Below are 14,870 nucleotides of genomic sequence, written 5' to 3'. Positions count from 1 at the left end.
GTTTTATTTATTGTTATAATTTAAAAATTTTTCTGGCATTTTCAGAGGTTATAGCTCCTATTTTTTCAGGCAACATCTCATAGATGTCTGAAAGTTTATCGGCAATAATTTTTAAATAAGATGATTCATTCCTTTTGCCACGAAAAGGAGAAGGTGCCAAATATGGAGAATCTGTTTCCAAAACAATCTTTTCTATAGGAATTTCTTTTAAAAACTGATCTATTTTTCCGTTTTTAAAAGTAACAACTCCTCCGATTCCTAAATAAAAGCCTAAATCTACAAACTCTTTTGCCTGTTCTAAGTTACCCGTAAAACAATGAATTATGCCATACAAATTCGTATCTTTTTCTTTTCTTACTATTTCCAATACTTCATTAAAAGCTTCTCTAACATGAATAATGATAGGAAGTTTATATTGTTTAGCTAATTGAATTTGTTTTATAAAAGCATACTTTTGAATTTCCAAAGTCGAAGTATCCCAAAATAAATCCAATCCTATTTCTCCAATAGCCGCAAATTTTTCCTCGGAAAGTTTATTTTCAATAAAGGCTAACTCCTTTTCGTATGAATCTAATTTTACATCGCAAGGATGAAGCCCCATCATTAAAAACATGTTTTCAGGATATTTATTTTTAAGTTCTTCCATCTTATGATAATAAGATGAATTTATGGAAGGAAGGTAAAAACGTTGTACTCCATGATCCAGGGCTCTTTGAATCACTTCTTCTCTATCGTGATCAAACTGTTCAGAATATAAATGGGTATGACTATCTATCAATAGCATTGTTTAATTTGGATATTTTTTAATTTATCTTAATAAGAATCATTCATTTTTTTTCTTAATTCCTGATATTCTTCTTTAAAAGCACCCGGTGGTAAAAGAGGCTCTAAATTCTGAATATTTTTTACGATGCTATATAAAAATTTTTTATAGGCTATCGTGTGAGTATTTTGAATTTTGTGTTGTAAAGAAGTGTTTACTTTTTTCACCATTTGCATGGTTGAAAATTCATCAGGTGAAATATGGGCATTTTTAAATTTCTCCCATATATATTTTATGGCTACATCATTTGGATGTATTAAATCTTCTTTATAAAAACGATAATCACGTAAATCATCCATCATAAATTCATACGATGGGAAATATTCACAATTATCGTATGATTCGACCACTGAATGGATGGCACATAAAAGTTTGGATTTACTTATATTATTTTCAACCATACCATCTTTAATATGTCTTACCGGACTTAATGTAAAAAAAATCTTCATGTTTTTCTTTCCCATATCCGTCAACATTTCAATGATGTTTTTCAAAGAAGTTTTTATTTGATGTTCTGCCAATAATAATTTAGAAAAATGCGTATTAGGAATTTTATGACAATTAGCTACTATTATATCAAATTGATTTAATTTGTATACAAATGAAGTTCCTAAAGTAATTATAACCATATCGGTCTCTTGAAGAAACTTATTAGCTAAATTTATATTCTGATTGATATGAGATAACACCCTATCTTTTGATATATCATTAAAAGAAGAATGATGATCCCAACTTAAATATAATTCTTCATATTTGAAAAGTTCTGATGATTGATATTCTTCCTGGGAATAAATTCTCATGATTGCATTTTCAACAGCTAAAGGATGAAATATAACACCAAAAGGATTATGAAATACTGAAAACTTATACTGAGATAATTTATTGGAAATTTCGGTAGCGAAACAGGAACCTATAGTAAATATTTTACTTTTGTAATCAAGTTTAATTGAATTAGGATTATATGGTAATTCTGTTCTAAATATCATCTTTATTAACATTCCCTAACTAATAAATAATCGATCAGTTTATAAAAAGACTGCTTTTTGGTAGCATCTGCTTTAACTTTATCTAAATAGTTTTTTGATTGATCTGAATAGGTTTTAATTAATTCTAAACATGAATCCCCTACATTCAAATCATTAAAAATAGCTAAAACTTCATTTACTTTGTTTATATTTTCTCCTGTAATAGTATACCAACCATTTAATTTTTGTCTCTGTTCTTCATTTGCTTTTTGTCGAGCTAAGATGTATAAGATCGTTTTCTTATTTTCAACAATATCTCCTGCATGTTTTTTTCCTACGGATTCTTGATTTCCAAATACATCCAAATAATCATCCATTAATTGAAAAGCAATCCCCAACGATTTGCCAAATTCATACATATTTTTTGAATCCTCTTCATCTGCTTCTGCTAATAATGCGCCCATTTGAAAAGCACAAGCACACAATACAGCCGTTTTACCGGTAATCATGTTTATGTATTCTTCATATGACACATTCGATTGTTTTTCAAAATTCATATCATACTGTTGTCCTTCACAAACTTCTAAAGCAGTTTGGGAAAACAAATGAAAACATTTTTTAAATAATTGAGGTTCTAAGTCCTCTAACATTTGAAAAGACTTAACCATCAACGCATCTCCCGATAGAATTGCTACATTTTGATCATATTTAACATGAACGGTTTCTTTGCCTCTGCGTAAGGAGGCTTTATCCATAATATCGTCATGCATCAAAGAGAAATTGTGAAAATACTCTATCCCTAAAGCAGGTTTTTCGGCTCTTTCAATACTTCCTTTAAACAGATCACACGACATTAATAAAAATATAGGACGTAATTGTTTTCCGCCTATTGATAAAATATAATTGATGGGGTCATAAAGTTGATGGGGAGGATTTGTTAATTTATGTTTATTTATAGCATCTCTAATAATTGATCTATATTTATCTAAAAAAGGCATTTTTTCGTATTTTCCTATATATATTGTTACAAAGATAAGGTTTTGTAAAATATTCTTCCTACCCTTGTGAATAAATTTACTATCAATATTTTACATTTGATAGGAATAATTAATTTTTTATAGATTATAAATATAAATAAATAGGTATTTTTAAAATGAACACTATGGTAGAATTGGATAACATAATCCCACAAAAAGAATTTGCTAAATTTTCTACTCCTATAAATTGGAAAATAACACCTGCCCAACATTGGGCTGTCATTGGGCCAAATGGAGCAGGAAAATCATTATTAATTGATATTTTATTAGGTAAATATGCTTTACAAGAAGGTAAAATTAGTTATACTAAAAAATTTAATCATCTCTCTGATTTTATAAAAATAGTTGCTTTTAAGAATATTCATGCCCTTTCCAAGACTCAAAACAGCTACTACCAACAAAGGTGGAACAAAGGGTTGGAAGATGAAACGCCCAAAGTTAAGGATCTATTATTCAAGAATACTGATTTACAATGGATGGAATACCTCATTTCCATTGTTGGAATTGAAGACTTAATCGAGAAAAATATTGATCTCCTCTCCAGCGGAGAACTCAGAAAATTTTTAATTATCCAATCTTTATCCACTAAACCCGAAATTCTAATATTAGACAATCCGTATATTGGCTTAGATACTAAAGCCAGACAAGTTTTAGATCAGGTTTTACTCGATCTTAAAAATCTTCAAGACTTACAGGTGATAGTACTCATCTCAAACATTGCTGATATTTCTCCAATTATTACTCACGTTTTACCCATTAACAATAAAACATTATTCCCAAGTAAAACTTCTAAGGAATTTTTAGAAGATAAAAAACTGCAAAATGAATTGTTTCCTCATATTAAATATGAATTAAAAAAACTTCCATACCCCTCTAATCAACCAAAGGAAATTAGTTATAACTATGCTTTACAATTAAATAATATAAATATCCGATATGGCAAGCGAACCATTTTGAAAAACATATCTTGGATAGTTAAAAAAGGTGAAAAATGGGCTTTATCCGGTCCTAATGGCTCCGGAAAATCAACTTTATTGAGTGTAATTGCTGCCGATAATCCTCAAGCGTATGCTAATGACATTCTCCTTTTTGATAAAAAAAGAGGAACAGGAGAAAGTATTTGGGATATTAAAAAGCATATAGGATATATATCACCGGAAATGCATTTATATTATCAAAAAAATGTAACATGCTTAGAAGTAGTTGGATCAGGATTTTTTGATACTATTGGTTTATACAGAAAATGTGATCAAGAGCAAATAAAAGTATCCTTACAATGGATGGAAATTTTGGGAATTGAAAAACTTAAAAATTCTTCTTTTCTCTCTATTTCGACAGGAGAACAACGTTTAGTTTTATTAGCTCGTGTATTTGTAAAAAATCCTTCACTCGTTATTCTTGATGAACCCCTTCATGGACTGGATATGAATAATAAATTTCGTGTTCTGAAAATTATCGAAAAATTTTGCGATTCAAGCAAAGCTTTGATCTACGTGACCCATTATAAAGATGAACTACCCTCTTTAATAAATCACGAACTCTCCCTAATTAAAATACAATAAAATTCTATTTCCAAAATCAAAAAGGTATTTTATAGGCATAGTATATATAAACTGTGTTGGAGACCAGCTGCCCCCTAAGGGCAACCCAATAAATAAGATAATATATTTATTAGCAGAATATATCCTATTCGGCAATTCAAAATTTATTCTTGTAAAATAACTGTTAGATGATTTCACATAAATTAATGTAAATATAGTTATCATATTGGATAACCAAAACCATCTAACATAATCAATAGCAATCAAGCTTATTAAAAGAATAGCTATATATTGACATATTAAAAATGAAAATATATTATTTGATTTAAATCGAAAATTTTTTTTCAAATAAATAAACATACATAAAAAAATTAAACATGCATTTAAAAAAAAGCCTAAGAGATAAATTGGATGTTTTTTAAAAATTGGAATTTTCCACATAATTATTTCATCAGTTGATTTATATACCCAATACATATCACTTATAGTTTTCATATGTTCTGTTCCAAATTCTTTCCAACTATTAATAATAATATTTATATCCATATTACGCCCATTAAAACATATCCCTACTATTATAAATACTATAAAAGAGGGTAGAATTAATACTATTTTTTTCAAATTTTTGGCTTTCAAACTACTTATATTAAGCAAATAAAGCAAAGGGAAAAATGTAAAAACAAAGTATGCCTCATGAATAAGTATCATGAAAATACTCATCAAATTACATATCAAAATTTTTAATCTAAAAGTTTTTATTTTGCTAATAACATATAATTGGAAAAGAAAATAAACAATCAACAAAACATCTAATGTAAAAAACATTCTACGAGCAATAATATTTATAAGCATAAAGCTACCAAATAAAATATAAGGTTCTAACTTATTTTTGTAAAATTCCTTTATTATAAAATATATTAAAAGAATTATTAATATAATTTCAAAAATAATTTGAAATTTAAATGGATTAATAGGTGTGTTATTAGCTAAAAAAAATAAAATACTCCCAAATAATCCTCTTCTAATAAAACCTGCTTCATAATTTATATAAAACCCTTTAATAATCAACCACTCATTTGTATAATAGCCTATGAATCTTAGTATAACTTCAATTAAAATAATTAAATATACTATTAAAGTAATCTTCTTTATCATAATTACATTTTTATGCTTGTTGTAACAATAAACAAAAATAATTTTAAATATAGTTTATTTAAAATAAATTATAGTGATATTGATTTTTATTATTTATTAAAATATAATTACTAATTAAAATATTATATGATTATTAACTTAATAGTGTTTTGAATAATAGATAAAACAATAAGACATGAACTCGTTTTTTATTACAATTTGATAAATTTCAAATCTATAATTTCACAAACCCAAAAAGTAGCGACTTAAAAAATTATACAAATCAATATAAAGTAAAAATATTTTTTATTAAATTTATTTTGGCAATTAAAAAAATTATCATAATTTAGCGCCCAATTATAATTAATACAAAGAATGTCATTGTTTACTAACATAATTAGCATTATTCTGATTCTGGGTCAAGCTCAGGGTGAGTAATGCTTGTGTTGTAAATTATACAAAATATAAAAAGCCTTTCTCACTCTAAGGAGAAAGGCTTTTTAATGTTTTTTAATCACAAAAAGAAAACGATACCAAGGATGGATAAATTATTCATTTTCGACACTACTTTAAGGGATGGAGAACAGGTCCCGGGGTGTCAATTAAATACAATTGAAAAAATTGAAATTGCTAAAGCATTAGAAGAATTAGGGGTCGATGTTATAGAAGCCGGTTTTCCCATTTCGAGTCCGGGAGATTTCACTTCTGTAGAAGCTATTTCCAAAGCTGTAACAAACCCTACCATCTGCGCTCTAACCCGTGCTGTAGAAAAAGATATAGAAGTAGCTGCCGATGCTCTCAAATATGCCAAGAAAAAAAGAATACATACAGGAATCGGAACTTCTGATTTCCACATAAAATATAAATTTAACTCTACCAGAGAAGAAATCATAAAAAGAGCCGTTGCCGCAACTGCATATGCAAAAAAATTCGTTGAAGATGTTGAGTTCTATGCTGAAGATGCGGGAAGAACTGACAATGAATACTTAGCCCAAGTGGTCCAAGCAGTTGTTAATGCAGGAGCAACAGTTATCAATATCCCTGATACCACCGGATACTGTCTACCTACAGAATATGGCGAAAAAATAAAATACTTAATTGACCATGTAGATATGAAAAATGCCATCTTATCTACTCACTGCCATCAAGATTTAGGAATGGCAACAGCCAACTCACTTATGGGAGTTATCAATGGCGCCAGACAAGTAGAGGTAACCATTAACGGAATTGGCGAGAGAGCAGGAAATACATCACTTGAAGAGGTTGTTATGGCTATAAAAAGTCATAAAGAATTATCCATTGACACAAATATTAATACAAAGAAAATATACCCGGTAAGCAAAATGGTTTCCAGCTTAATGAATATGCCTGTTCAACCTAATAAGGCAATAGTAGGTAGAAATGCTTTTGCCCATTCTTCCGGAATTCATCAAGACGGAGTATTAAAAAATCTCTCAACTTACGAAATCATTGATCCTAAAGAAGTTGGAATAGATGACAATGCTATAGTGCTTACCGCCCGTAGTGGTCGTCATGCCCTTAAAAGCAGACTGAACTTACTAGGAATTAAAGTAGAAGCTAATGAATTAGCCAATATCTATGAACGATTTTTAGAACTTGCTGATAAAAAGAAAGATATTAATGACGATGATCTTTTAATATTAGTAGGAAAAGAACCTAATGAAAGTAACCGTATAAAACTCGATTACTTACAAGTTACTTCCGGAAAAGGAATTAAAAATGCTGCAATTGTTACCCTAAATATAGCCGGTGAAAAATTCACTTCGACTTCTTTCGGAAACGGACCTGTAGATGCAGCAATTAACACCGTAAGAGACATTCTTAAAAAACAAATGACTATTCATGAGTTTTTAATTCAGGCTATTAACAAAGGAAGTGACGACTTAGGAAAAGTTCATATGCAAGTTGAATATAAGGGTAAAAATTATTACGGATTTTCAGCAAATACCGATATTGTGACTGCTTCCGTTGAAGCTTATCTTGATGCAATAAATAAATTTACCGTTTAACACTATATACAAAACCAATTAAAAAAGAGAATATACCATGAAAACACTTTTTGACAAAATTTGGGATGCTCATACGGTTACGTCTATACAAGATGGGCCCACCCAATTATATATAGATAGGCATTTTTGCCATGAAGTTACCAGCCCCCAAGCCTTTAACGGGCTAAGAGAAAGAGGATTAAAAGTTTTTAGACCCTCTCAAACAACGTTAACTGCCGACCATAATACACCCACTTGTAATCAAGATCAACCGGTAAAAGATCCTGTATCCAAAAAACAATTAGATACCCTTTCTAAAAATGCGGAAGAATTTGGCCTTACCCTTTATGCTCTTGGAAATGAGAGAAATGGAGTGGTTCACATTATTGGTCCTGAAAACGGCTATACCCAACCGGGAATGACCATCGTTTGCGGAGATAGTCATACTTCTACACACGGTGCCTTCGGAGCTATTGCATTTGGAATCGGAACCAGTGAGGTTGAAATGGTTTTGGCTACTCAATGTATTCTTCAAAGCAGACCCAAAACAATGAGAATTAATTTTAACGGAGCCCTAAGTGAAGGAGTAACGGCTAAAGATTTAGCATTATATATGATATCTACCCTTACCACAGGAGGAGCTACCGGTTATTTTGTTGAATATGCAGGAGAAGCTATTCGAAACCTTAATATGGAACAACGAATGACTCTTTGTAATTTAAGTATTGAAATGGGCGCACGAGGCGGATTAATTGCACCGGATGAAACCACATTTGAATATCTTAAAGGTAAAGACTTTGCTCCTAAAGGAGATAAATGGAAGGAAGCAGTTGAATACTGGAAAACGTTGAAAACCGACGAAGGAGCCCAATTCGATAAAGAATATACTTTTGACGCTACTAAGATTGAACCTATGGTTACCTACGGTACTAACCCGGGTATGGGAGTATCTATAACCGGATCCATACCTACTTTAGACGGATTGGATGAAACCGGTAAAATATCTTTCAAAAAATCATTGGATTACATGGGCTTTAATCCGGGAGAAAAAATGGAAGGAAAACCCATTGACTATGTATTTATTGGAAGCTGTACCAACGGAAGAATTGAAGATTTTAGAACTTTTGCAAATTTTGTAAAAGGCAAGAAAAAAGCAGAAAATGTAACCGCTTGGTTAGTTCCCGGAAGTCATCGTGTAGCTCAACAACTGATCGACGAAGGCTTATATAAAATATTAGAAGAAGCAGGATTCGAAATTCGTCAACCCGGTTGTTCCGCTTGTCTAGCTATGAACGATGATAAAGTTCCAGCCGGAAAATATGCCGTTTCCACCACTAACCGAAACTTTGAAGGAAGACAAGGTCCCGGAGCCAGAACAATTTTGGCCAGCCCTTTAGTAGCTGCTGCTGCTGCTGTAACCGGAAAAATAACCGATCCTAGAAAACTAAACTAATCCTCTAAAAAAACAAAATGGAAAAATTTAAAACGATAACATCAACCTATGTTCCACTACCAATTGAAAATGTGGATACAGACCAAATCATACCTGCACGTTTCTTAAAAGCTACTAATAAAGAAGGTTTCGGAGATAATTTATTCGCTGATTGGAGATATGATAAAAATGGAAATCCAAAACCGGATTTTGTATTGAATAATCCAACATACAGCGGGAACATATTAGTTGCAGGAAAGAATTTCGGAAGCGGTTCCAGTAGAGAACATGCTGCTTGGGCAGTTTCCGGATATGGCTTCCGTGCAGTGGTTTCCAGCTATTTTGCTGATATTTTTAAAAATAATTCCCTTAACAACGGTTTACTTCCGGTAGTAGTAAGTCCTGAATTTTTATCGGATCTTTTCGAAAATGTACATTCAGATCCTAACAATACTATTTCAATTGATCTGGAAAAGCAAACAATCACCAATAATAAGACGGGAAAAACGGAAATTTTTGACATTAACTCTTATAAAAAAGAGTGCCTTCTTCAAGGGCTTGATGATATAGATTACTTATTATCTAAAAAAGATAAAATTGAAGAATATGAAAAAAACCGTGTTTTTCAATACTAAATTAGATAAAAAATTATCATCTCATTTTTCTAAGTAAAGGTCCCATTGGGTCTATCACGTATCATTAATAAAAACAACAGTATGATAGAAATTATGGATACCACTCTCCGCGATGGGGAGCAAACTTCCGGGGTTTCATTTTCCATGCAAGAAAAACTAAGCGTTGCCCGTCTACTCATAGATATGGGATTAAATAGATTGGAAATTGCTTCTGCTAAAGTTTCTGAAGGAGAATTTTTAACTGTTCAAAAAATAGCCTCTTGGGCAGAGAACGCCGGACACTTAGATAAGTTAGAAATATTGGGATTTGTTGACAAGGGGGTGTCCTTAGATTGGATAAAAAGAGCCGGGTGCAAAACAATCAATTTATTAACCAAAGGCTCTCTTAAACATGTAACAGAACAATTACGTAAAACACCCGAACAACATGTAAAAGATATTAAGCATGATATTTTACTTGCAGAATCCATGGGGATTTCGGTGAATATATATTTGGAAGATTGGTCTAATGGTATGATTCATTCAAAAGACTATGTTTTTTTTATGATAGATCAATTGAAAGACCTTCCTATCCAACGTTTTATGCTTCCTGATACTTTAGGAATTCTTAACCCCCTTAACACAAAACTTTTTTGTACGGAAATAGTTCATCGTTACCCGAATATTCACTTTGATTTTCATGCGCACAATGATTACGATTTGGCTGTTGCCAATGTAATGGCCGCAGTAGATTCCGGAATTCAAGGAATTCATGTTACCATGAACGGATTAGGAGAAAGAGCAGGAAACGCTCCATTACCCAGTGTAATTGCTGTTCTCCATGATCAGATGAAGATAAAGACTTCCGTAAAAGAATACATGTTAAATAAAGTAAGTCGAGTGGTAGAAACCTATTCAGGACTGAATATTTCATCCAATCAACCGGTAATCGGAGAAAATGTTTTTACACAAACAGCTGGAATACATGCCGACGGTGACAATAAAAACAATTTGTATTACAATGATTTACACCCGGATCGATTCGGTAGAGTTCGAGAATATGCCCTGGGTAAATTATCCGGAAAAGCTAATATTAAAAAAAATATTGAAGCTTTAGGAATCGAATTGGATGAAAAAGATATGGTTAAAGTAACCAACCGAGTTATTGAATTAGGAGACAGAAAAGAAATTATTACACAAGAAGACCTCCCATTCATCATTTCGGATGTTTTAAATACTAATGAAAATGAAAAGAAAGTAAAAATACTTTCTTATGCTTTAGTTTTAAGTAAAGGTTTGCATCCAACAGCATCCATCCGTATGGAAATTGACGGAAAAATGTATGAACAAACAGCTTCAGGTGATGGACAATATGATGCATTCTCTGAAGCTATCAGTCTCATTTATGAAAAATTGAACAAGGCTAAACCTATCCTTACTAACTATAAAGTAATTATACCACCCGGGGGACAAACGGATGCGCTTGTACAAACGGTTATATCTTGGAAGTTAAATGATTACGAATTTAAAACCAGAGGACTGGATGCTGACCAAACAGAAGCTGCTATAAAAGCGACTGAAAAAATGCTGAATATAATTGAAAACCTTCATTAAAATTGGTAATTATTTAAGGAAATCAGGTTTTCAACTTATTTAATTTAAAAAATTTAAATCGTTTATATAATTTTGATGCTGAAATTATTTCCAAACTAAAATGTATTAACGCTTTAAATTTAGGTATGATGAAAATTTTTTAAACCTAAACCGGTATAAGGATTAAAAATGCATAACAAATAAAGAATATAAATATAAAGAATATATAAAATGAAATTAAATATAGCCGTATTACCCGGTGACGGGATAGGCCCTGAAATCATAGCTCAAGCCTTAGAAGTAACTAAAGCTATATGCGCAAAATTTAATCATGAGCTTACATATAAAGAAGCCTTAGTTGGAGCAATAGCTATAGACAAAACCGGAAATCCATACCCTCAGGAAACCCATGATTTATGTATGGATTCTGATGCCGTCTTATTTGGTGCTATCGGAGATCCTAAATATGACAACAATCCATCTGCTAAAGTTCGTCCGGAACAAGGTCTATTAAAAATGAGAAAAGAGCTTGGATTATACGCAAACCTTCGTCCTATAAATACCTTTCCATCCTTACTACATAAATCTCCGCTTCGTCCTGATCTTGTAGATGGTGCAGATTTTATGTGCGTAAGAGAATTAACCGGAGGTTTATATTTTGGTCGTCCTCAAGGAAGAAGTGAAGATGGTAATACCGCTTACGACACTTGTGTATATACCAGAGAAGAAATTGAAAGAATTGTTAGGCTGGCTTATAAACTAGCAGGACAAAGAAATAAAAAACTGACTATAGTTGATAAAGCAAATGTACTTTGCTCTTCTCGCTTATGGAGACAGGTATCTCAAGAAATTGAAAAAGAATTTCCCGATATCGAAACTGAATATATGTTTGTAGATAATGCTGCCATGCAAATTATTCAATGGCCTAAGCGTTTTGATGTTTTAGTTACAGAAAATCTTTTCGGAGATATACTGACCGATGAAGCTTCCGTTATAACCGGATCTTTAGGAATGTTACCTTCTGCCTCAATCGGTATTCATACTTCCGTTTTTGAACCCATACATGGTTCTTACCCGCAAGCTGCCGGAAAAAATATAGCAAATCCACTAGCTACCATACTTTCTGCGGCATTAATGTTTGAATATGCTTTTGATTTAAAAGAAGAAGGAGCTCTAATCAGAAAAGCGGTGGATGCTTCAATGGAACAAAAAATAGTTACCGAGGATATCGCATTCGATGGTAAAGCTTATTCAACTTCTGAAGTTGGTAATTGGATTGTAGAATATATTAAAAATTCATAGTTTAGTTAATAAAAGGGCTTTCATATAATGAAGTCCTTTTATTTCTTATTTGATTTATAAAACTTTAAAATCTAGTTATAAGCAAAAGAAATTCTACTTTAAAGAATAACTGTCTTTTTCAATTAATATATTAACTGTTTACCTTACTAATTAGATAAATAAAATTATTTAGATTACTTGTTTTTTAATTAATTATTATAAAAAGATTCATAAATTTCAGAGTATATCCAAAATACAAAAAAAATCATCATTGAATAAATTAATACAATATAAATAGCAAACTTTAATTTATGTTTTTAACATTAAATTATAATTTAATTTCATCAAATATTATTTTATTTACAAATAATATTTGGACATAACAAAAAACAATCTTAATTTTGTCCCATTATTATAAAATTTATACTTAAAACCAATGTATCAACCTAACTACATACTATTACTTCTTCTCGTTCTGGTCAATATATATTAATCAGAGAAAGGGATATACGTAAAATCAATTGTAGTTATTAAAAATATTCATAAGCCCTTTCTCTTATTAAGGAAAGGGCTTAAATTTTATAAAAAATAAAATAAACTAAAAAAATGAAATACCAGTTAAGAAGTCACACCAGTACACATGGTCGAAGAATGGCTGGAGCCCGAGCTCTATGGAGAGCTAATGGTATGCGCGAGGAACAAATGGGGAAGCCTTTAATCGCAATTGTCAATTCATTTACTCAATTTGTACCCGGACACGTGCACTTGCATCAAATAGGTCAATTTGTAAAATCAGAAATAGAAGCTTTAGGCTGTTTTGCTGCCGAATTCAATACCATTGCCATTGACGACGGAATAGCCATGGGACACGATGGAATGCTATATTCTCTTCCTTCCAGGGATTTAATTGCCGATAGTGTTGAATATATGGTAAATGCGCATAAAGCAGATGCCATGATTTGCATAAGTAACTGTGATAAAATTACTCCGGGTATGCTAATGGCCTCCATGCGCCTTAACATACCGACTATATTTGTTTCCGGAGGTCCTATGGAAGCCGGAGAATTAAATAATCAACATTTAGATTTAATCGATGCTATGATTAAATCTGCAGACTCGACGGTTTCAGATAAAGAGGTGAATGCCATTGAACGATCTGCCTGTCCAACTTGCGGTTCATGTTCCGGTATGTTTACGGCTAATTCCATGAATTGTTTAAACGAAGCAATTGGATTAGCACTTCCCGGAAATGGAACTATAGTAGCTACTCATGCAAACAGAAAAAAATTATTCAAGGATGCAGCTGCCCTAATTGTCAAAAACGCTTATAGATATTATCAAGAGGGAGACGAAACGGTTTTACCTAGAAATATTGCAACGAAACAAGCTTTTTTAAATTCAATGGCGCTAGATATAGCAATGGGTGGTTCTACAAACACTATTCTTCATTTATTAGCTATCGCCAATGAAGCTGAAGTAGATTTCACTATGGATGATATTGATGCATTATCAAGAAAAACACCATGTCTTTGTAAAGTTGCTCCTAATACAACTAAATATCATATACAAGATGTAAATAGAGCGGGAGGAATTATGGGTATTTTAGGAGAATTGGCTAAAGCTGATTTAATAGATACATCTACCCACCGTATCGATGGTTACACTTTAAAGGAAGCAATAGATATATACGATATTACTAAACCAAACCCTACTCAAGAAGCATTAGATTTATACCAGTCGGCACCGGGGAATAAATTTAATTTAGTAATGGGATCGCAAAATTCAACCTATTCTACTCTGGATACCGATCGTTCCGAAGGATGTATTCGAAATTGGAATCATGCCTATACTAAAGATGGTGGTTTAGCTATATTAAAAGGAAACATTGCTCTAAACGGCTGTGTAGTTAAAACAGCAGGTGTGGACGAAAGTATATTTAAGTTTACAGGAACTGCCAAAGTATTTCAATCTCAAGATGCCGCTTGTGAGGGGATTTTATCGGGAAAAGTTCAATCGGGTGATGTAGTAATTATTACTTATGAAGGACCTAAAGGAGGACCCGGCATGCAAGAAATGCTCTATCCTACTTCATACATAAAATCTAAGCACTTAGGAAAAGAATGCGCCTTAATTACAGATGGTAGATTTTCGGGAGGAACTTCCGGTTTATCTATAGGGCACGTTTCTCCAGAAGCTGCAGCCGGAGGAGCCATCGGTTTAGTTGAAGACGGAGACATCATTGAAATCGATATTCCTAATCGAACCATTAATGTTAAAATATCCGATGAAGAATTGAAATTTCGAAGAGAACAAGAAATTTCCAAAGGATCAAATGCATTTAAACCGCAAAGAGATCGAAAAATTTCAAAAGCTTTAAAAGCTTATGCTAGTATGGTTAGCTCTGCTGATTTAGGGGCAGTAAGAATAATATAATAAAATGA

Annotated in this window: 10 protein-coding genes; 7 read left to right on the top strand and 3 right to left on the bottom strand. The window is 31.9% G+C overall.

Annotated elements, in window-relative coordinates; all coding sequences use genetic code 11:
- Positions 1-13: 13 nt before the first annotated feature.
- From GYM72_RS01325 to GYM72_RS01315, 3 genes are read right to left on the bottom strand one after another with little or no spacing between them, the layout of a single operon-like run.
- The gene (locus tag GYM72_RS01325) at positions 14-784 is read right to left on the bottom strand and encodes a TatD family hydrolase (protein ID WP_220264437.1); all 771 of its coding nucleotides are present in this window, start codon (positions 782-784) and stop codon (positions 14-16) included.
- A gap of 29 nt (positions 785-813) precedes the next feature.
- Positions 814-1,809 (bottom strand): GSCFA domain-containing protein, encoded by a 996-nt coding sequence (locus tag GYM72_RS01320; protein WP_220264436.1) that lies wholly within the window; start codon positions 1,807-1,809, stop codon positions 814-816.
- A gap of 5 nt (positions 1,810-1,814) precedes the next feature.
- Complete coding sequence (locus tag GYM72_RS01315) at positions 1,815-2,786, bottom strand: polyprenyl synthetase family protein (protein WP_220264435.1); 972 nt, start codon at positions 2,784-2,786, stop codon at positions 1,815-1,817.
- A gap of 164 nt (positions 2,787-2,950) precedes the next feature.
- Between GYM72_RS01315 and GYM72_RS01310 the strand changes: the two genes are divergently transcribed.
- From GYM72_RS01310 to ilvD, 7 genes are all read left to right on the top strand, one after another.
- Positions 2,951-4,387 carry an ATP-binding cassette domain-containing protein gene (locus GYM72_RS01310; protein ID WP_220264434.1) on the top strand — a complete coding sequence of 479 codons (1,437 nt, stop codon included), beginning with the start codon at positions 2,951-2,953 and terminating at the stop codon, positions 4,385-4,387.
- A 1,652-nt stretch (positions 4,388-6,039) separates the two neighbouring features.
- Positions 6,040-7,530 (top strand): 2-isopropylmalate synthase, encoded by a 1,491-nt coding sequence (locus tag GYM72_RS01305; protein ID WP_105297171.1) that lies wholly within the window; start codon positions 6,040-6,042, stop codon positions 7,528-7,530.
- Positions 7,531-7,567: 37 nt separating this feature from the next.
- Positions 7,568-8,962, top strand: a complete 1,395-nt coding sequence (leuC, locus tag GYM72_RS01300) for a 3-isopropylmalate dehydratase large subunit (RefSeq protein ID WP_105297170.1) — start codon at positions 7,568-7,570, stop codon at positions 8,960-8,962.
- 17 nt (positions 8,963-8,979) lie between these two features.
- Entirely contained in the window at positions 8,980-9,576 is a 597-nt protein-coding gene (leuD, locus tag GYM72_RS01295) for a 3-isopropylmalate dehydratase small subunit (RefSeq protein ID WP_220264433.1), read from the top strand.
- Between the two features lie 81 nt (positions 9,577-9,657).
- Positions 9,658-11,169, top strand: coding sequence for an alpha-isopropylmalate synthase regulatory domain-containing protein (locus GYM72_RS01290; RefSeq protein ID WP_255571525.1), 1,512 nt, complete (start codon positions 9,658-9,660; stop codon positions 11,167-11,169).
- A 210-nt stretch (positions 11,170-11,379) separates the two neighbouring features.
- A complete protein-coding gene (leuB, locus tag GYM72_RS01285) occupies positions 11,380-12,450 on the top strand; it encodes a 3-isopropylmalate dehydrogenase (RefSeq protein ID WP_166007059.1) in 1,071 nt (356 codons plus the stop codon).
- Positions 12,451-13,035: 585 nt separating this feature from the next.
- Positions 13,036-14,862 carry a dihydroxy-acid dehydratase gene (gene ilvD, locus GYM72_RS01280; protein WP_220264432.1) on the top strand — a complete coding sequence of 609 codons (1,827 nt, stop codon included), beginning with the start codon at positions 13,036-13,038 and terminating at the stop codon, positions 14,860-14,862.
- Positions 14,863-14,870: the final 8 nt, after the last annotated feature.

Source organism: Apibacter sp. ESL0404, from assembly GCF_019469245.1.
Taxonomy (GTDB): domain Bacteria; phylum Bacteroidota; class Bacteroidia; order Flavobacteriales; family Weeksellaceae; genus Apibacter.
Note: the sequence above shows the minus strand (reverse complement) of the source record. Positions and strands in the feature narration are given on the sequence as shown.